The organism is Tessaracoccus terricola, from assembly GCF_054776555.1.
Genome location: NZ_BAAHBS010000001.1, coordinates 495,469 through 514,696, shown reverse-complemented (window position 1 = coordinate 514,696; position 19,228 = coordinate 495,469). Strand labels below are relative to the sequence as shown.

The window sequence follows — 19,228 nt, the reverse complement described above, 5'->3', positions numbered from 1 at the left end:
AACATTATGTCCTCAGACGGTCAGGAGTCCCCGGCCGTCGTCCTGATACCTCAGCTGAATCTCACGATGTTGTTGAACACCTCAGTGCGCACGAACGCGTAGCCGTCGTCGGTGCGCGCGGCCACCTTGGTGGTGACCCAGGAGCGGCAGCCGTTGCCGCCCGTCACTGCCGTGTTGCACTCAGTGCGCCAGTCGCGGCCCTCGGCGTCGGTCCAGGTGCCCGGGTTGCCCAGCGGGTTGTCCACCCAGAGCCGCTTCGGCGAGGCCACGTAGGTCAGGTTGTTGAACACCCACCCGTCTGTCTGGATGAACCGGTCACCGCCCACGTGCTGGACCTGAGTCCCCCAGATCCAGGTCCAGCAGCGGTGGGTCACTGAGTAGGGCTCGCAGGCAGTCATCCACTGCCTGCCACCGGACGTGTGTGTGCCGGGCGTCTCGTAGAGGTCCTTCTCGACGGGTGCGGAGGTGACCGTCTCGGTGGCGGTCACCGTCGGTTCCGGCTCGGGCGTCACCACCACCGTCTCCGAGGCGGTCGTCGTCGCGGTGGCAGTGGTGGTCCGGGTGGCGGTGGCGGTCGACGTCGTGGTGACGGTCGCCGTCGCCGTGGCGGTGGGTGCGGTCTCGGTGGCGGTGGCCGACGACGTCGTGGTGGCCGTGACCGTGGCGGTTGCCGTCGTGGTGGTGGTCACCGTGGCGTCCGGGTCCGCCGCCCGCACCGTCGGTGGCGACGCCACCAGCACACCCAGCGTGACCGCGACCGTCAGTGCCGCGAGTCCTCCCCGAAAAACTGCCTGCATCCCCTGCCCCCTGAACCCCGGAGGGTGCCCACACCGCGGGCACCCTGACATCGGAAGCCTAGGGGTGGATGGGTGTCGTTATCGTCGGGGTAAACCCTGACATTCGGGGGTTCCGCCGGCGCCGTCGGCTCCAACACGCGTGGTGACCAGCGTGACCGACACGCCGCGTCCAGGCTCTCCAGAGCCCGGAAATCGCATTCTGCTCACGCCTGTCACCAGGGCCCGGCGCTCGTCCCGGCTCCGCCCCGTCAGGCGGCCTTCTGGCCCAGGTAGGCCTCGCGGATGCGGGGGTCGCGGATCAGTTCGTTGGCGCCACCGGAGAGGGTGACCACGCCGTTGACCAGCACGTAGCCGCGGTGCGCGATGGACAGCGCCAACTCCGCGTTCTGCTCCACCATGAACACCGAGAGCCCCAGCTCGGAGTTGATGCGCTGGATGGTCTCCAGCACCTGGTCCACGATGATGGGCGCCAGCCCCATGGTGGGCTCGTCCATGCAGATCAGCTTGGGCCGGCTCATCAGCGCCCGGGCGAAGGCGAGCATCTGCTGCTCGCCGCCGGACATGGTGCCGGCCTGCTGGCGACGGCGCTCGGCCAGCCGCGGGAACAGGTCGTACTGGGCGGCCAGGTCCTTTCGGATCTCGGCCGCGCCGTCGCGTCGGGTGTAGGCGCCCACGAGGAGGTTGTCCTCGATGGTCATCTCCGGGAAGACGCGCCGCGCCTCCGGCACCGAGGCGATGCCGCGGGCCACGACGTCGGCGGTGGACATCCCCAGCGTGGACTCCCCCTCGAAGGTGATGCTGCCCGAGCTGGGCTGCACCAGGCGCAGGATGGTCTTCATGCTGGTGGACTTGCCGCAGGCGTTGCCGCCCAGCAGGGACACGATCTCGCCCTTGCCGATGGTGTAGCTGACGTCCTGCAGCGCGTGGAACTGGCCGTAGTGGACGTTGACGTCGCGGGCCTCGAGCAGTGATTGCTTCTCAGATGACATAGTTCGTCCCCAGTGGATCGCCCTCGGTGAGCTGTTCGATGTCGTGGCCGTCCTGCAGCCGGGTGGCGCGGTTCTTGCCCAGGTAGGCCTCGATGACGCGCGGGTCGTTCTGGACCTCCGACGGCGTGCCCTCGGCGATGATGGCGCCCGAGTCCATCACCACGACACGGTCCGAGACCGTCATCACCAGGTCCAGCTTGTGCTCCACCAGCAGCATGGTCTGGCCCTCGGCCTTCAGCTCCAGCAGCTGGTTCATGACCTCGGCGGTCTCGGAGGTGTTCATGCCGGCGGTGGGCTCGTCGAGCAGCAGCAGCCGCGGCGACGACGCCAGCGCGCGGGCGATCTCCGTGCGTCGCCGGTTGGCGTAGGAGAGGGTGGCGGCGTTGTGCTGCCGGCGCGGGGTGAGCCGGTCGGAGAACCGGGCCAGCTGCTCGGTGACGCGGCCGTGCATCTGCTCGCGCTCGCGCGCCTTGCCCGGCGACGGGATGAGCGCCCACACGATCTCGGCGGCGAGGGAGACCCAGCGCAGCACGGGGACGTTGCGCAACCCACGCAGCGGGTAGACCTTCTCCGCCAGCGGGGTCTGCCCGATCAGCACGTTCTCCTCGACGGTGGCGTTGCCGAAGACGCGGCCGTTCTGGAACGTGCGGCGGGCACCGGCGAGGGCCACCTTGTCCGGGGGGTTGCCGGTGATGTCGGCCCCGTCGAGCAGCACCTTGCCGGAGTCCGGGCGCAGCTCGCCGGAGACGAGGTTGATGGTGGTGGACTTGCCGGAGCCGTTGGGCCCGATGACGCTGACCACCTCCCCCTCGTTGATCTCGAACGTGGAGTCGTCGACGGCCACCAGCGAGCCGAACCTGCGGGTCAGGCCCTGGACGCTGAGTACGGGTGTGGTGCTCATGCGTGGGCCCCCGTCGTCGACCCGAAACGCCGAACGAACTCGACGAGGAGGTGGCGGGCCACCCCGATCCCGATTTCCGACGGCGTGTCGGGTCGGTGCTCAAGTGCGCGGCTCATGCGTCGCTCCCTTCCAACTCGGAGTCCTTGGTGCGGCGGCTCTTGAGCCGGTCGAACCAGGCGAAGTGGGTCCACAGCCCCTGCGGGCGGAACCGGATCAGCAGCAGCAGGATCAGACCGTAGGCCAGCAGGCGGGCGGAGGCGGAGAACCGGAACAGCTCCAGGCCGCCCACCATCACCACGGAGCCGAGGATGGCGCCGATGGGGCTGAGCATGCCGCCCAGCACGGCGACGATGACGATCTGGAAGCTCATCAGCGGCGGGAACGTCTTCGGGTCGATGAAGCCGTAGTCGGCGGCCCACAGCGCACCCGCGATGCCGGCGATGAAGCCGGAGACGCCGAAGGCGAGGGACTTGTACTGTGGGGTGGCGATGCCGGCGGCGCGGGCGGCCACCTCGTCGTCGCGGATGGCGCGCCAGTACATGCCGACGTGGCTTCGGCTCCACAGGAACACCAGGCCGCACAGCACCAGCAGGACGACGAACACCAGTCCGTAGCGGGCGGAGTTGCTGGACAGGACGATGCCGAAGACCTCGGCCTGCGGGATCAGCGCGATGCCGGCGCCACCGCCGGTGACGGAGTTCCAGTTGGCCGCGATGGCGGTGATGGCGGCTCCCGTGGCGAGGGTGGCGATGGCCGGGTAGTGGCCGCTGAGGCGCCAGCTGGGGGCGGCGACGACGGTCATGATGACCGCACCGATCAGGCCCGCCAGCAGCACGGCCGGCAGGAACGGCAGGCCGGCGTTCTTGGTAAGCAGCGCCAGCGCGTAGGCCCCGAGGGCGACGGTGCCGGCCTGGCCGAGCGAGAGCTGACCGGCCTGGCCGCCGAGGATGGTCATGGACAGTGCGGCGAGGGCGAACAGGATGATCTGGATGCCCACCTGGACGACGTAGCCGTCGAGCAGCCCCGGGATCATCGGCAGCGCGCCGATCACGACGAGCACCAGCACGCCCCACCACGGGACGCGGATCTTGCGGGCGGCGGCGAAGAAGGTGCCGGTGAGGGGTTCCTTCTTGATGGCCTTGGCGCCGAAGAGCCCCTGGGGGCGGATCCACAGCACCAGCAGCAGCACGCCGAAGGTGATGATCTGGCGGGCGGCGTCGCCCCAGAAGGAGACGCCGAACGCCTCGATGACACCCAGCAGCAGGCCGCCGACGACGGCGCCCAGGAGCGAGCCGAGGCCGCCCAGCGTCGCGGCGGCGATGCCCGCCAGGCCGACGGTGAAGCCCTGCGTGGGCGAGATGGTGGTGAAGTAGGCGGCCACCAGGACTCCGGCGAGGCCGCCGAGCGAGGAGGCCAGCATGAACGCGAGTGCCTGCACCCGGTTCACGGGGACGCCCATCTGGGCGGCGGCCTCCCGGTCCTGCGACGTGGCGCGCACGGCCCGGCCGAAGCGGGTGAAGCGCAGCAGCGCGGCGAGCCCGAGCATCAGCACCACCGACGTGCACAGGATGACGATGTCGATGGGGTTGATGGTGAGGCCGAACAGCTGGAAGGAGACGTCGGGCAGGCCGGTGCGCATCGGGCGCAGCTCGGGGCCGAAGATCAGCTCGTTGGAGGCGTCGAGGATGATCATCATGGCGATGGTGGACAGCACCGCCGCGATGGGCGCCTTGCCCGCGAACGGTTTCACCGCCAGTTCGTTGATCACCCAGCCCAGCAACGCGGTGACCAGCATCGCGACGATGACCGCCACCCACAGCGGCAGGCCGAGCGTGGTGGTCATCACCCAGCCCACCATGGCGCCGACGGCGAACAGGGAGCCCTGCGCGAAGTTGATGACGTTGGCGACGCCGATCACCAGCGACAGGCCCAGCGCGATCAGGGCGTACGCGTTGCCGTTGATGAGGCCGGCCAGAACTGTGTCCACGATTCTCTTTCCTGCTGCTTGCCCGGGGAGCTCCCACGGTGCGGTTGCCCGCCCGTCGGTGCCGTTCCCCCGGCTGTTGCGGTTTGCCACCGCTGGGTCACTTTGCCACCGCTGTAGCGGTGGCGAACTGACTTGACGGTGGCGAGATCCGCGAAGTGTCGACGGAGCGGGCCCGGCCCGGCGCTCGCACGCATGACCGGTCCCGTCCGGGTCACTCTACGAGGGGATCGACCTCGACGAACTCGCCGTCCTGCACCTGGATCCAGCGGAAGGTCGGATCGTCGATGCGACGCTCGTCGTTGAACCCGAAGGTGCCGTAGACGATGGAGGGCAGGTCGGTGCTGGTGGCCAGCGCGTCGCGCAGGCCCTCGCGGGTGCCGTCGGACTCCTCATAGGCCTTCGCCAGCGCCTTCACGCCGTCGTAGGCGTAGGTGTTGAACAGGCTGGGCTGGTGCCCGAACTTCTCGGTGAACGCCTCGACGTAGGCCTTGACCTCCGGGTCCTCGGAGGCCGGGAAGAACGTGGTGGCCATGTAGACGCCGTTGCCGGCCTCGCCGGCCAGGTCCAGGTACTCCAGCGAGTAGTTGGAGCCGACCGCGCCGAACTCGGCCTCGAGGCCGACGTCCTGGGCCTGCTGCATGAGCAGCGAGGTGGTCTTGTAGTAGGTGAGCATGTAGACGACGTCGGCGCCGGCGTTCTTGGCGTTGAGCAGCAGCGGCTTGAAGTCGGTGGAGGCCTCCTCGACGGCCGAGGAGTACACGATCTCCAGGCCGTTGGTGCCGGCCTGCTCCTCGAAGACGTCCCAGGTGGTGATGCCCCAGTCGGTGTTCAGGTAGAACACGGCGGCCTTGTCACCCAGTGCCTTCGCGCCGTCGGCCTGCAGCTGGCCCTCGACGGCCTGCGTCACGGGCGAGGCGAAGATGAAGTCGCCGGTGTCGGTGAACTCGGGGTGCGAGTTGGTGATGCCCAGCTGGACGAGCCCGCCGCGCTGGAACACGGGGCTGGCCACCATGGAGGTGGCGGAGGAGAAGTCGCCCATGGCGGCGAGGATGTTCTCGTCGGAGACGAACTTCTGCGCGATGTTGCTGGCCTGCGCGGGCTGGCCCTGGGAGTCCTGGAAGTCCACCTTGTACTCGATGTCGCCCTCGGCGTTCAGTTCCTCCAGCGCCAGGTCGAAGCCCTTCTGCCAGTCCTCGCCGTACTGCGCCTGGTCACCGGTCTTGGGGCCGACGACGCCGAACGTCACGCTGGTGGCCTTGCCGTCCTCACCGCCGCCGTCGGAGGGGCCTGCGTCCTGACCGCAGGCGGCCATGGCCAACATGGCGATTGCAGAGGCGGTTGCCGCCAGGGTCTTCCTGATGGATGGACGCATTCGTTACTCCTTGCGATGACTCAGGACGCAAGAGTTGCGTCCGAACCGGGCAACCACGGGCGTGCAGCCGTTATTCCCACATCGCTGAAAGGGAATGAATTTGAGACAATCCCGGTTGTTGCGGGGTGGTGGACATGAACAGGAGCGCGCGTGGCTGAATCGGCACTGACCGTTGTGATCGTCGGGCTGGGGCCACGGGGCGTCTCGCTGATCGAGCGGATCGCCGCCCGCGGCAACCGTCGGCTCACGCTGCACCTCGTCGACGACGCGCAGCCCGGCGCCGGCCGCCTGTGGCGCACGGACCAGGACCGCGACATGTGCATGAACACCCTCGCCGGTGCCGTCACGATGTTCACCGACGACTCCTTCAGCGGCGTCGGCCCCGTCGTGGAGGGCCCAACCCTGTGGGAGTGGTGCCACCTCGTCGCCGAACAGGTCACCCCCACCCCGGCGGTCGAGCCGACCCCCACCCCGCCCGCAGACCTGGTCCCCGCCTCCCACCGGCGTGCGTTCGAGGAGGGCGCCGACGTCGCTGAGGTCCTCGCCGACGAGGGCTTCCGCACGGAGGTGGCCGCAGCGGGACCGGGCTCGCACCCCAGCCGGGCGCTGTTCGGGCTCTACCAGGACTGGGTGCTGCGCACGTCGCTGGCGAAGCTGGGACCCGACGTGGAGGTGGTCTGGCACCGCACCCGCGCCACGGCCGTCACCACCGACGGGGCCGGGCGTCCCGTCGTCGAACTGGCCGACGGTGCGGTGCTGCCCGCCGACGCCGTCGCGCTGGCGCTGGGCTGGCTGGAGAGTGAGCCCAACCACGCGGACAAGGAGTTGGCGGCCGCCATCGCGGCGTCGGGCGCCGACGTGACCTGGGTGGCTCCGGACAGCCCCATCGAGCAGGACCTCTCCGGCATCCCGGCGGGCGAGCCGGTGATCGTGCGCGGCTTCGGCATGGGGTTCTTCGACTCCATGTCCATGCTGACCATCGGCCGCGGCGGCCGGTTCGAACCCGACGGTGGCCGCCTGCGCTACGTGCCCTCCGGGGAGGAGCCCATCCTGAACGTCGGCTCCCGCAAGGGGCTGCCGTTCCGTGCGAAGTCCGTCTACGACGGCCTGCCGCCGGCGGTGAAGCTGGCCCGGGTCCGCGCCGTCGACTGGAGGGCGCGCCGGCCGCTGCGCTTCACCGAGGACTTCCTGCCGCTCCTGGCCCGCGACGCCACGCAGGCCTACTACGAGACCGCCGCCCGCTTCCACGAGCTGGACCTCGAGGCCATCGTCGAGCTCATCGACGCCAACGAGCCGTGGGAACTGGCCCCGGCGATCGTGCACCTGTTGCCCCACGACCTGCCGCCGTTCGACTTCCACGCCCTCCTCCACGAGCACGTACACCCGCAGGGCCACGCGTCGTACGAGGAGTTCATCGTGGACCGGGTGGCCAAGGACCTCGCCGAGGCCGAACTGGGGCTGGACTCCGCGTTCAAGGCCGGCCTGTGGGAGGCCAACGCCGCGCGCCGCTTCCTGACCGAGCTGGCCGCCTTCGACGGGATCGACGCCGAGGGCTACGACGGCGACCTGCGCGAGTTCCTCTCCTTCGGCGGCACCATCGGTTCCGGCCCGCCGGCGTTCCGCGCCGCGCAGCTGCTGGCCCTGGTGGACGCGGGACTGGTGCGGTTCGTGGGCCCGAAGATCACCGTCGAGGTGGACGGTTCCGGGTTCGTGGCGTACTCGCCGCTGATCGAAGGGTCCCGGGTGGAGTCGCGCTCGCTGCTGGACGCGTGGGTGCGGCTGCACGACGGCCGCTTCACGCTGGACCCGGTGATCTCGAGCCTGGTGGAGCAGGGGCTGGCGCAGTCGTTCGGGCGGCTGACCGCCAAGGGCGACCGTTCGCTGGGACCTGCCTTCGTGATCGACGAGGTCACCAGCGAACTCATCGGCCCCGCCGGCCGGCACCGGATCCACCTGCTGGGGATCCCCTCCGACGTCGCCCGCGGTGACACGATCATCTCCCCCATGCCGAAGACGGACCCCACCATGCTGCGCGAGATCGACGCCGCCGTCGAGGCCATCCTGTCCTGAGCCCGGGGCTCGTTGTCAGGGCGGCGTCGTAGCGTTGCGCCCATGATCACGACGCTCGCAGTCCACGGCTACCGCTCGCTGCGGGACCTGGCCGTGCCGATGGCGCCGGTGACCCTCGTCACCGGGGCGAACGGCTCGGGGAAGTCCAGTCTGTACCGCGCGATGCGCCTGCTGGCCGGGACCGCGACGTCGGGGGTAGTGGGATCGCTGGCCGCGGAGGGTGGCCTGGACCGGGTGCTGTGGGCCGGTCCGGAGCAGATCTCGGGCGCGATGCGGCGCGGGGAGGTGCCGGTGCAGGGGTCGTCGTCGCGCAGCAAACCCGTGAGCCTGATGCTGGGGTTCGCGACGGCGGAGCTGGCCTACCTGATCGACATCGGACTGCCCATCCCGTCACAGACCGCCTTCGTCCGGGATCCCCAGATCAAGCGTGAGGAGATCTTCGCCGGCCCCATCCTGCGCCCGGCGTCGCGGTTGGTGCGGCGCAAGAACTCCACCGTCACCGTGTTCGACGAGGTGAAGCGGGAGGTCGGGTCCAGACTGTCGCCGCGCGTGAGCATGTTGTCCGAACTCGCGGACCCCGACGGCTACCCGGACATCGGCTGGATGCGGCAGGTGGTCTCGGGCTGGCGCTTCTACGACAGTTTCCGCACCGACGCCGCCGCCCCCGCCCGCTCGTCGTGCGTCGGCACCTGGACCCCGGTGCTGGCCGACGACGGGCACGACCTGGCCGCCGCCGTGCAGACCGTGCTCGAGTCCGCCTGGTCCGGCCCGTTCACCAGCGCGTTCGAGGAGGCGTTCGAGGGCAGTGAGGTGGGCGTCCACGCCGAGGGCACCGACGGCCGCTTCCACCTGCAGGTGCGCCAACCCGGCATGCTGCGGCCCCTCGGCGCGGACGAACTCAGCGACGGCACCCTGCGGTTCCTGCTGCTCGCCACCGCCCTGCTGAGTCCCCAACCGCCCGGCCTGTTGGTCCTCAACGAGCCCGAGACCAGCCTGCACCCCCACGTCCTGCCCGTGCTCGCCCGCCTGATGACCGACGTCGCCCGCCGCACCCAGGTGATGGTGGTGTCCCACTCCGACGCCCTGATCCAGCCGCTGCTGGCCCTCGGCGACGAAGACACCGTCGTCCACCACCACCTGGTCAAGAACACCGGCGAGACCCGGCTCGAGGGTCAGGGCCTGCTGAACACCGTCGCGTGGGAGTGGGGCAAGCGCTGACCCTATCCGTCGGTCGAGCCGCCCCGCGAGCGAAGCGAGCCGAACAGTCCGCGCACCGTCGCGGCCCAGGCGGCCATCTCCCCGGCCTGGCCCGGGTACTGGTCCACGTGCCCGGCGGTCAGCCCCACGACGGTGCGCAGCTCCTCGGGGACGGCGTTCGCGACGGCCCACTGGCCGACGGGCGGCACGGCCGGGTCCTCGTGGGCGGCCGCGATCGCCGTCGGAACGTCGATCCGGGCGGCGGCGGTGGCGGCGTCGAAGTAGTCGAGGACGTCCCAGGCCTCGGGATGCGCGCGGACGTGCGCGGAGACGGCGGCGCCACTGCCGACGCAGGCGGCGGCCAGGCGCGCGGGGTTGTTGCCGAAGCTGGGCACCAGCAACGCGACCGCGTCGACGCGCTCGTCCCACGGCGCACCCATGGCGGCAATCCCACCGCCGAAACTGCCGCCGTAGAGGCCGAGCGGCAACCCGCCCCGGCGCTGCCCGAGCCTGCGGCCGAGGAGCTCCTCGAGCGTGTTGAGCGCGCAGAACACCAGGTCGGCGGTGCAGCCGCCGTGGACGTAGGTCTCACGCGAGTCGATCCCGTGCAGCACGTGCGCCGCGGAGTGGTCCGGGATGCCGTCGACGCGGGACAACTCCGGCAGGCCGCGGGCCACGGGGTAGAACGCGGCCGCGCCGTCGGGGACGTACTGCGGCTCGAGCTCGCCCCGGCCGCCGTAGCCGTGGGCGTTGACCACCGCGGAAGTCACCTCACCCTCCGGGAGCACCAGCCAGCCGCCCACGCGGACGCCGTCGAGGGAGGTGAACCGAACCAGTTCCGTGCGGGAGTCGGCCGTCCGCTCACGTGCCACGTCCGCTGGCACCGCCCGGGAGCGCTGCGCCAGCGCGGCCCAGAAGTCGTCGAAGTCAGCCGGCACCGGACGCGTCGTGGTCACCCCGGCATTGTGGCAGACGGGTCTATTGGGTCAGGCCGTCGGCGGTGCCGTCGTCGGGGACCAGGCGCAGCTGGGGCCTGGGGCTGGGCGCGTTCTTGATCAAGGAGTCGTCGCCGCCCCAGGCGGTGGCCAGCGTCTCCAACTCGCCGACGTGCTGGTTGAGCAAGCGGCGATCGCCGACTCCGACGATGTAGGAGGGGAGGTCCGCGACGGCGCCGGGGCCGGCGAGGTTGGGGTAGGGCACCTCCTGGGAGCTCTGGTAGCCGGCCAGGAACTCCGCCACCCAACCACTCAGCCCGGCGGTGGAGGTGCGCATCCGGATCCACTGGTGGTTCTTCCACGCCTCCCCCTCGGGCCCGAAGGCGGCCACGAGCTTGCCCGCCGCCTGTCGGCCGCGCTCGGCGAGCGAGGAGACCACCTCGTGCGGCATGTCCAGGTTCATGCCGCCCTCGGAGGCGGTGTGGTGGACGGTGACGATCCGGTCGCGGTACCCGGGCATGGTCATCTGCCCGGCGTCCACCCACTCGCGGGCAGTGTGCAGCATGATCCCGGCAAACCCGCCCCAGGCGCCGAGCCCCGCCGTCGCCAGCGGGAACCAGCCGCGGGTGGCGCCGCCCTGGTTGACGCTGGGCAGGTAGCTGTTGGCGCGCTCCTCGGGTCGCTTCGAGCGCCCGGGCGGGAACGGGCCCAGGTTGAACGCGAACGTCGGGTGCTTCGGCAGCGGTGAGTCGAAGAAGTGGACGGGCAGGTTGGCGCACAGGCCTCCGTCGGTGAACCAGGCGGGTGAGAACTCCGGCAGCGGCAGTGCGGCCGCGGCCTGTGCGACGGTGCCGTCGGGGTGCTCACGCCGCCACTGGGTCACGGCGTCGCGGGCGTCCCTGTTGGTGGGTCGGCCGTAGTCGACGGCCGCGAGCCGGACGGCCTGGATCAGCACGGGGAAACTCAGCGACATCCGGGTGGCGACGACGACGGGCAGGTGCCTCGCCTCCGGCCAGGGCCGCAACGGTCCCGCCTGCGCGCGCAGCAGCTGCGACGAGAATCCACCGGCGGGCGGCGGATGGGCCACCATCTGGTCCACCACGTCGTCGGGGAACAGGGTGCGGAAGTAGTCGGGGTCGAAGAAGTACTCGTTGCTGCGCCACGGCATGGCCATGGGCTGGTGGCGGCTGAGGTTGGTGGTCATCATGCGCAGTTCGACGCCCGCGTCGTCGAGCTCCCCGAACGTCAACGGGGGCGCGTCGGGTCCGCGCCGGCTCAGCGACTGGATCTTGGCGTGCAGCCACGGCGTCAACGCCGGTGCGGAACCCGAGTCCACGCCGGGCATCCCGGAGCACATGCCGAAGCCGTCGCCGGCCACCCGCCCCAGCGTCCGTGCCGCGGCCAGTGCCACCCCCAGCACCAGCCCGACCAGCGCCACTACGGCGCCGCCGACGATCCCCGCCACCCGGCCGGTCCCCGTCCCGAGGACGCCGAGCACCAGCAGCACCAGCCCGGGCAGCGCGCCCAACAGCGCCGCCCACCAGTAGCCGCGCAGCAACCCGGCGATGACGGCCACCACCTTCCCGACGCCCTCCCGGACGCCGACCGCCGCCACCAGCCGGAACAGCGGCGCCGCGACGGGGGTGGGTTGGAACAGGGTGGCGAGGGTGGAGCGGCCGTCCGGTCCGGGCGCGGTGAGGTCCCGGGGCAGGGTGTCGAGCTCACCGAAGCCGCCGTCGGCGCGTCCCAGTTCGGCCGCGGCGGCTGCTGCGGCCGCGATCGCCCCGGCCGAGGCCCCGCCCACGGCGCGCAGCCGGTAGGTGCGGGCCAGTTCGGCGACGGCGCGCGGGTAGATGACGCCGCTGGTGATGCCGCCCTTCATCACGATGTCGCACTCCAGCTGCGGTGAGGCGTGCGGGTCGGTTCGGGTCATCGTCACTCCTTCGGTCCGAAGAGCCTGTCGTGGTAGGCCGCCACCACCTGGCGGGCCATGACGCTGTACGGGGCGTGGTCCTCGACGAAGCGGGCCACCTCCCTGGCACGGCGCGCGAACTGCTCGGGGAAGCGGGGGTCGTCGGGGTGGGCGACGGCGTTGTCGCGCGCCTCGACGACGCTCTCCAGGTGGCCCACCAGGGACTCCAGCAACTCCCGACGCGCCTTCACCAGGCCGCGCCGTTGCAGGGCGCAGACCGCGATGGTGGCCCTCCCCTTCGCGCTCACCCGCCCCGACGGGCTGCGCGCGGGCTCCACCCAGCCGTCGCTGATCGAGTCGGTGCCCCACACGAACCTGAAGTGCTTCTCCGGGTGGTCCCAGTAGGGATGGACGAGCAGCCGCTCCTCGCGGGCCTCCTCCCCCGGTGCGTGCGCGCGCGTCCCCTCGGAGGCCAGCGGGAACGCGTTCGCCTTCCCCGCCGTGCGGTGCTCCCCGGGCAGGTCCTGGCCGCGCGGGCTGTTGCAGTCGGTGCACGACGGCAGCAGGTTGGTCCACTCGCTGGCCAGCCAGTAGTAGCCAGGCGGGGTGGGTCTGCCGCCGTCCCCGATGATGACGCCACCCTTGGGCCGATAGTGCTCGATGGCCACCGGCTGGGTGGCCGCGTAATAGGTCTCGCAGTAGGCGCACTTGCCACCGAAGGCCGCCTCCAGCGCGGGGCGCACGTCGGTGGCCTTGTAGGCGTCGAACTCGAACTTCGCCTCGCCGTCCCAGTGCGCGTAGAACGCGAGCGCGTCGGCACGCTCCCGGCGGGCCTTGTCCGAGTCCAGACCGGCCGGGGCGGCGGGCATCGGCACCCTTCTCATGGCGCCTCCGTCGGGAGGTTCTCCGACCACAGCCGGGACAACTCCGCCACCACCGCGTCCGGGGCCGGGGCGACGGCGTCGCCGGTCTCGCGACGCTGCGCGATGTAGCGGTCCGCGGCGGCCATCAGGTAGCGCTCGCGCTCGGTGGAACCCAGTTGCTCGAGCTCGCCGAGCCGGGCACGGACCGCGTCGAGTCGCTCCCGTTGGCCCGCGTTCGGCCTGGCGACGGCCTGCAGGGCGTAGTAGGTCTCCCAGAGGTCGGCCACCTCCGGGTCGTCGGTGCTGCCGAGGCCGAAGTGTTCGGAGGTGAGCAACTGGTCGATCCGCATGCCCTGCACCGAAGGCAGGTCGACGATCGTGACGACGTCGCCGTCGCTGTTGCGGCGCACCACCACCACCTCGCCGTCGAGGACGCCCCGCAGGCACAGCGGGTCATGGGTGGAGATGATGAACTGCACGCGGGGCAGGAGCCGGCGCACCGCGGTGACGATCCGCATCCGCCAGCGCGGGTGCAGGTGGGCGCCCACCTCGTCGATGAGCACGATGCCCTCGGCCAGCGCCGCCCTGGGCCACATGGTGAGGACGCTGCGCAGGATGTCGCAGGACATCACGACCATCGCCTGGTAGCCGTCGCTGAGGGTGGTGAGGTCGGACTCGGTGTTGCCCTGCCGCAGCCGCACCCCCGCGCCGGTGCGGACCAGTTCGGCGTCGTCTGAGAGGGCGAGGAGTTCGTGGATGCCGTCGGCCACCTCGGCGAAGGTGTCGTCGTCGAGGGAGAGCAGCCACGACGTCGGGTCGGTGAGGGGCAGGAGCGGGTCGAACAGGTTGTCCACGCGCACCACCCGTTGGTCCGGCGGGCCGTCGGCGTGCCTCGGGAGCAGCCGGGTGGCGCAGTAGCCGAGCAGCAGCGCCGGCACCGGTTCGGGCCCGGTGAACTCGGCGTCGCCGTGCTCCCAGCGCAGTTCGAGGGGCTCCGGGTTGCCGCTGAGGAACACCTGCACCATGCCCTTGTGGGCGCGGTGGCGCAGGTAGCTGCGGGCGTCGATCCCCAGCCGGCGCCGCTGCTCGCCGCCCATCAGGGTGAGGGCGACGGCCTGCAGGATGGAGCTCTTGCCGCTGCCGTTCTCGCCCAGCAGCACCGTCCAGGGGCCCTGTTCGCTGCTGGAGCGCGACAGGTCCACCTCCAACTCACGGATGGGCCGGAAGTTGCGGATCACCACGCGCTCCACCCACTGCGTCGCCTGGAAGTACTGCTGCTTCTCGGCGGCGGCGAGGTCCGTGTTCAGGTCATAGTTGCCCTGCTGCGGCAGGGCCGGGCCCACCGGCAGCGACGGCGGTGGCGGGGCGGCCTCCAGCTCCCGGGCGCCGGGGGCGGGCGACGGCGCGGCCAGTTGGCGCCGCATCGTCGCGAACTGTGGGCCCGCCCCGTCGGACAGGGTCCCGGCGCGGGCCCGGACGAGGGGCTCACGGTTGAGGGCGAGCACCTCGATGGTCACCCGGCCCCGTTGGGTGATTGCGGCGACGGTGCCGTCGGGCTGGAAGCGCAGGTGGGGGTCCGGGTCGTCGACGGCCGGGTCCAGCAGCACGGCCCGCTCGGCTGCGAGGTCCGAGTCCGGGGTGGCGCGCGGCCCGTCGACGGGGAAGCGGGTGCCCTTGGCCCGCACGCAGTCGGCGCAGGCGGGGCGGAGGTTGTCCCAGACCAGCGCGAGCCAGCCGTAGGCGCCCATCGTGACCGTGCCGTCGGCGGCCATCGCTCCCCAGGTGGGGCGGTGGTGGGTCACCACCACGCCGTCGGGTCCGGTGCCCGTGAGGGGGCGCTCGCAGTAGGCGCAGGTCCAGCCGGTGGCCTGCAGCAGCGGCGCCACGACTTCCGCGTGCTGGAGGACGGGGTCCGGGGGCCGCTGCGTCGGGGGCGGCGCCGCCTCGAGGAGGCGGGCGCGCGCCTCGGACAGGACGAGTGGTTCCGAGATCCGTCGAAACCCCATCACACACCCCCCAGCGCTGATGACCCCAGTCCCAGTATCCCGCCCGGACACGGCGGATGGTCCTACTTGGGTCAAGAGGCGCCGACGGCGTTCCTGATACGTCGACCCCAGCGCAACAGTGTTGCGAAAGGGTCGGTAGACGGACCCTTTCGCAACACTGTTGCGTTGGGGTCAGTCACCGCCCTCACTTGCTGAAGCTGTGGCCGCCCTCCTTGACGGGGATCATCACCAGCAGGCCGGCCAGCAGCACCAGGACCACGCCGAGGATGCCGAAGTACTGCGTCTCCTGGCTGCCGGTGACGGCCGCTCCGATGACGATGAACAGGCCGAAGAACGACGACGACAGGAAGGAGACGGCACGGCCGGTGGTGGCGTAGAGGCCGAAGATCTCGCCGGACTTGCCCTCGGGGATGGCCCGGGCGAGGAACGAACGGCTGGCCGACTGCGCAGGCCCGACGAACACGCACATGGCGAGGCCCAACACCCAGAACACGGTCTTGCCCTGGTCGTGCAGGAAGAACACGCCGAGACCCAGCACGACGAGGAAGAACAGCGAGATCAGGATGACCTTCTTGGGGCCGAGCACGTCGTCGAGCAGGCCGAAGGCCATCGTCGCGACGCCGGCGACGAGGTTGGCGGCGACGCCGAAGATGATCACCTCGGAGAACTCGAAGCCGAACGTGCCGGCGGCCAGCACCGCACCGAAGGTGAACACGCCGCCCAGGCCGTCGCGGAACAGGGCGGAGGCGAGCAGGAAGTAGACGGTGTGGGGGTTGTCCTTGTACACGCGCTTCAGGGACCGCCACAGGTCCCGGTAGCACTCGGGCAGGGAGCGGCGCGGCGGTGGGTTGTCCACCTTCTCGTCGCGCAGGGCGATGAAGATCGGGATGGTGAACACCAGGGTCCACAGGCCGCACACGATCATGGAGAAGCGCACGTCGTCGGGCCCGAAGTCCGAGCCGCGCAACGCGATGATGAGCAGCAGGATGGCGATGCCGCCGATGTAGCCCAGGCCCCAGCCGAGGCCGGAGATCCGCCCCACGGTCTTCGGGGTGGAGACCTTGTCGATGGCGGCGTAGTAGTTGACGTTGGCGATCTCGCCGACGAGGTTGCCGGCAGCCAGCAGCACCAGGCCGAGCACCAGGTAGGACGGCTCGGGCGCGACGAACCACAGCGCCGCGGAGATCGCCGCCAGCAGCCAGGTCTGCCAGCGCAGGTGGAACATGCGACGCCCGGAGCGGTCGGCGCCCTGGCCGAGGATGGGGGCGAGCAGGGCGATGAACAGCCCGGCGGCGCCGGTCGCGATCGAGAGCGCGATGGATGTCTCGTTCTCCGTGCCGAAGGCCGAGGAGGTGATGTAGACCGAGAACACGAACGTGGTGATGACGGTGTTGAACGGTTGGGTGCCCCAGTCCCACATGCCCCAGCTGAACACCTTCCACTTCGGCGCGGGGACGTCGGCGAGGGCGCCGGTGGTGAGGTCGACGACGTCGTCGGCCGTGGGCGGGTCGTACAGGTGACCCCGGGGTGGCTCGTGGCTGTTCACGTGCTCAACGTAGCGATCCTTGGTGAACCTGAGGTGTACGACGCGTGGATTGGCCGCCCACGCGTTACAGTGACAAGATCCGGACCACGCGGCCGGGCACTACTAAGAGAGGACTCATCATGCGTATCGGTACCTCCATCTTCCTGCTCGCGCTGGGCGCCATCCTGGCGTTCGCGATCGACAAGGACACGGTTTCGTTCTTCAACATCAACATCGCCGGCTACATCCTGATGGCCTGCGGTGTCTTCGGCATCATCTGGTCCTTGGTCGCGTCGCAGCGCCGCCACAGCACCGAGACCCGCGTGACCCAGGACCCCAGCACCGGGGACCACGTGACCCGCTCGGAGACCCGGGACGGCCTCTGACCGAACACGGACGAAGGCCCGGGCAGCGTGTGCTGTCCGGGCCTTCGTGTTGTTCCCCGTTCCCCCGGGTCCTGCGTGTGGGTCAGGCGTTCTTGACCAGGGCCACGTCGAACTCGAGCGTGACCTTGTCCGAGACCAGCACGCCGCCGGCCTCGAGGGCCGCGTTCCAGGTGAGGCCGAAGTCGGAGCGCTTGACCGGCAGCTTGCCCTCGAACCCTGCACGGGTGGCGCCGAAGGGGTCGACGACGGTGCCGGTGTACTCCAGCGGGATGGTGACGGACTGGGTGACGTCCTTGATGGTCAGGTCACCGGTCACCTCGAGCTCGTCCTCACCGGTGACGTTGACGTCGGTGGAGGTGAAGGTGATGTTGGGGTACTTCTCGGACTCGAAGAAGTCGCCGCTGCGCAGGTGGGCGTCGCGGTCCGCATTGCCGGTGTTCACCGAGGCGGTGTCCGCCGAGACGGTGATGCTGGAGGCCTTCGGGTCAGCGGCGTTCAGGACGGCCTGGCCGGTGGCGGCCAGGGTGCCGCGGACCTTCGTGATCATCGCGTGACGGGCGACGAACGCCAAGGTGGTGTGGGATGCGTCGACGGTGTACTCGCCGTTCAGTTCCTCGTGGATTGCCATGGTGGTCTCCTTGCTGGATGTCTTCGGAAATTGCTTGCTACGTCAAGTATGCACACATCCTAGTTGAAAAGTCAACCACTTCTGGGAAGTTGTTGGTTTTCGCCAAACCAGAGCCTCCGACATACCCTGAGGGCCGTCGAGGTGTCACAGTTCGGCTGAGTTGTGTCGAGTCCCACGCTGTATGGTTGGCTGGGCAGAGGCAGGCACAGCCACACATGACACCGCGGCATTGACGTCGTAGTCCCCAGGAAGGCACATCTGAACATGACCGAAAGCGCCACTTTCAAGCACGGCGACACCGAGCTGGAGCTCCCGTACGTTGAGGCGGCACAGGGCAACGACGGCTACGACGTCTCCAAGCTGCTGGCCACCACCGGCAACGTGACGCTCGATCCCGGTTTCGTGAACACCGCCTCCTGCAGCTCCGCGATCACCTTCATCGACGGCAACGCCGGCGTCCTGCAGTACCGCGGCTACCCCATCGAGCAGCTGGCCTCCGAGTCCACGTTCCTCGAGACCGCCTACCTCCTGATCTACGGCGAACTCCCCACCGCGGACGAGCTCGCCGACTTCGAGGCCAAGGTGGCGGACCGGATGCTCCTCGACGAGCGCATGCGTGAGCTCTACCGCATGTTCCCGCGCGGCGCGCACCCCATGCAGGTGCTCTCCGCCGGCATCATGGCGCTCGGCGCCTTCAACCGCGACGCACTGGACCCGCACGATCCCGCCCAGGTGGAGGAGGCCTCGCTGCGCCTCATCGGTTCCATGCCGACGCTGGCCGCCTACGCCTACAAGTCGTCGGTGGGTGAGCCGTTCATGTACCCGAGCAAGAAGCTCAGCTACGTCGAGAACTACCTCAGCCTGTCCTTCGGTACCCCGGTGGAGGAGTACGAGATCGACCCGGCCGTCGTGAGGGCCTTCGAGACCCTGTTCATCCTGCACGCGGACCACGAGCAGAACTGCTCCACCTCCACGGTACGCATGGTGGGCTCGGCCGACGCCAACATCTACGCCTCCATGTCCGCCGGCGTGAACGCCCTGTCCGGCCCGCTGCACGGCGGCGCCAACCAGGCGGTGCTGGAGATGCTGGTGAAGCTGCGCGAGGACGGCCTCGACGCCAAGACCTTCATGAACCAGGTCAAGGACAAGAAGTCCGGCGTGAAGCTGATGGGCTTCGGCCACCGCGTCTACAAGAACTACGACCCGCGCGCCCGCATCATCAAGGGCCACGTCGACGAACTGCTGCGCAACTCCGGCAAGTCCAACGATCTGCTGGACCTGGCGCTGGAGCTCGAGGAGACCGCGCTGAACGACGAGTACTTCGTCGAGCGCAAGCTGTACCCCAACGTCGACTTCTACACCGGCCTGATCTACGAGGCGATGGGCTTCCCCGCCAACTACTTCACCGCCCTGTTCGCGCTGGGCCGCCTGCCCGGCTGGATCGCCCAGTGGCGCGAGGAGCACGCTGACCCGAAGCGCAAGATCGGCCGCCCGCGCCAGATCTACATCGGCGAGACCGAGCGCAACTACAAGCCGATCTCCGAGCGCTGATCCACGCAGCCTGCCGAACCGCCAGTCCCGAACGGGGCTGGCGGTTTCGCTTTCCCCAACTGCGACGTCGCAGTGAGCGTTTCGCCTCCTGTTCCCGTGACTGTCAGTG

15 protein-coding genes are annotated in these 19,228 nt (G+C 70.1%); 4 read left to right on the top strand and 11 right to left on the bottom strand.

The genetic code is table 11. The features are described 5' to 3' along the window. Positions 1 to 50: 50 nt before the first annotated feature. From ACYU7G_RS02275 to ACYU7G_RS02255, 5 genes are all read right to left on the bottom strand, one after another. Complete coding sequence (locus ACYU7G_RS02275; protein ID WP_461104336.1) at positions 51 to 797, bottom strand: hypothetical protein; 747 nt, start codon at positions 795 to 797, stop codon at positions 51 to 53. Between the two features lie 248 nt (positions 798 to 1,045). Further along, entirely contained in the window at positions 1,046 to 1,786 is a 741-nt protein-coding gene (locus ACYU7G_RS02270; RefSeq protein ID WP_461104334.1) for an ABC transporter ATP-binding protein, read from the bottom strand. Continuing rightward, on the bottom strand, positions 1,776 to 2,687 hold the full coding sequence (locus ACYU7G_RS02265; protein ID WP_461104332.1) for an ABC transporter ATP-binding protein: 912 nt from the start codon (positions 2,685 to 2,687) through the stop codon (positions 1,776 to 1,778). Before ACYU7G_RS02265 ends, ACYU7G_RS02270 begins: the two co-directional genes overlap by 11 nt. Before the next feature lie 112 nt (positions 2,688 to 2,799). Next, entirely contained in the window at positions 2,800 to 4,674 is a 1,875-nt protein-coding gene (locus ACYU7G_RS02260; RefSeq protein ID WP_461104330.1) for an ABC transporter permease, read from the bottom strand. A 211-nt stretch (positions 4,675 to 4,885) separates the two neighbouring features. After that, on the bottom strand, positions 4,886 to 6,046 hold the full coding sequence (locus ACYU7G_RS02255) for an ABC transporter substrate-binding protein (protein WP_461104328.1): 1,161 nt from the start codon (positions 6,044 to 6,046) through the stop codon (positions 4,886 to 4,888). A 150-nt stretch (positions 6,047 to 6,196) separates the two neighbouring features. Here ACYU7G_RS02255 and ACYU7G_RS02250 point away from each other — a divergent pair, with 150 nt between their 5' ends. Continuing rightward, on the top strand, positions 6,197 to 8,116 hold the full coding sequence (locus ACYU7G_RS02250; RefSeq protein WP_461104326.1) for an FAD/NAD(P)-binding protein: 1,920 nt from the start codon (positions 6,197 to 6,199) through the stop codon (positions 8,114 to 8,116). 42 nt (positions 8,117 to 8,158) lie between these two features. Further along, entirely contained in the window at positions 8,159 to 9,334 is a 1,176-nt protein-coding gene (locus ACYU7G_RS02245) for an AAA family ATPase (RefSeq protein WP_461104324.1), read from the top strand. Positions 9,335 to 9,336: 2 nt separating this feature from the next. On the opposite strand, the gene ACYU7G_RS02240 is transcribed toward ACYU7G_RS02245, so the two are convergent. The 5 genes from ACYU7G_RS02240 to ACYU7G_RS02220 form a co-directional block, all read right to left on the bottom strand. Beyond that, positions 9,337 to 10,269: an acetylxylan esterase gene (locus ACYU7G_RS02240; RefSeq protein WP_461104322.1), complete on the bottom strand. Its 933-nt coding sequence runs from the start codon at positions 10,267 to 10,269 to the stop codon at positions 9,337 to 9,339. A gap of 22 nt (positions 10,270 to 10,291) precedes the next feature. After that, positions 10,292 to 12,181, bottom strand: a complete 1,890-nt coding sequence (locus ACYU7G_RS02235; protein ID WP_461104320.1) for a hypothetical protein — start codon at positions 12,179 to 12,181, stop codon at positions 10,292 to 10,294. A 2-nt stretch (positions 12,182 to 12,183) separates the two neighbouring features. Next, positions 12,184 to 13,044 (bottom strand): HNH endonuclease family protein, encoded by an 861-nt coding sequence (locus ACYU7G_RS02230; RefSeq protein WP_461104318.1) that lies wholly within the window; start codon positions 13,042 to 13,044, stop codon positions 12,184 to 12,186. After that, complete coding sequence (locus ACYU7G_RS02225) at positions 13,041 to 15,029, bottom strand: AAA family ATPase (protein WP_461104316.1); 1,989 nt, start codon at positions 15,027 to 15,029, stop codon at positions 13,041 to 13,043. The genes ACYU7G_RS02230 and ACYU7G_RS02225 overlap by 4 nt, the downstream gene beginning before the upstream one ends. A 184-nt stretch (positions 15,030 to 15,213) precedes the next feature. Then, the gene (locus ACYU7G_RS02220) at positions 15,214 to 16,575 is read right to left on the bottom strand and encodes an MFS transporter (RefSeq protein ID WP_461104314.1); all 1,362 of its coding nucleotides are present in this window, start codon (positions 16,573 to 16,575) and stop codon (positions 15,214 to 15,216) included. A 119-nt stretch (positions 16,576 to 16,694) separates the two neighbouring features. On the opposite strand from ACYU7G_RS02220, the gene ACYU7G_RS02215 reads away from it, so the two are divergent. Next, complete coding sequence (locus ACYU7G_RS02215; RefSeq protein WP_461104312.1) at positions 16,695 to 16,940, top strand: DUF6458 family protein; 246 nt, start codon at positions 16,695 to 16,697, stop codon at positions 16,938 to 16,940. A gap of 82 nt (positions 16,941 to 17,022) precedes the next feature. Here the strand turns inward: ACYU7G_RS02215 and ACYU7G_RS02210 are convergent, their stop codons facing one another. Beyond that, positions 17,023 to 17,568 carry a YceI family protein gene (locus ACYU7G_RS02210; protein WP_461104310.1) on the bottom strand — a complete coding sequence of 182 codons (546 nt, stop codon included), beginning with the start codon at positions 17,566 to 17,568 and terminating at the stop codon, positions 17,023 to 17,025. A gap of 264 nt (positions 17,569 to 17,832) precedes the next feature. On the opposite strand from ACYU7G_RS02210, the gene ACYU7G_RS02205 reads away from it, so the two are divergent. Continuing rightward, positions 17,833 to 19,119 carry a citrate synthase gene (locus tag ACYU7G_RS02205; RefSeq protein WP_461104308.1) on the top strand — a complete coding sequence of 429 codons (1,287 nt, stop codon included), beginning with the start codon at positions 17,833 to 17,835 and terminating at the stop codon, positions 19,117 to 19,119. Positions 19,120 to 19,228: the final 109 nt, after the last annotated feature.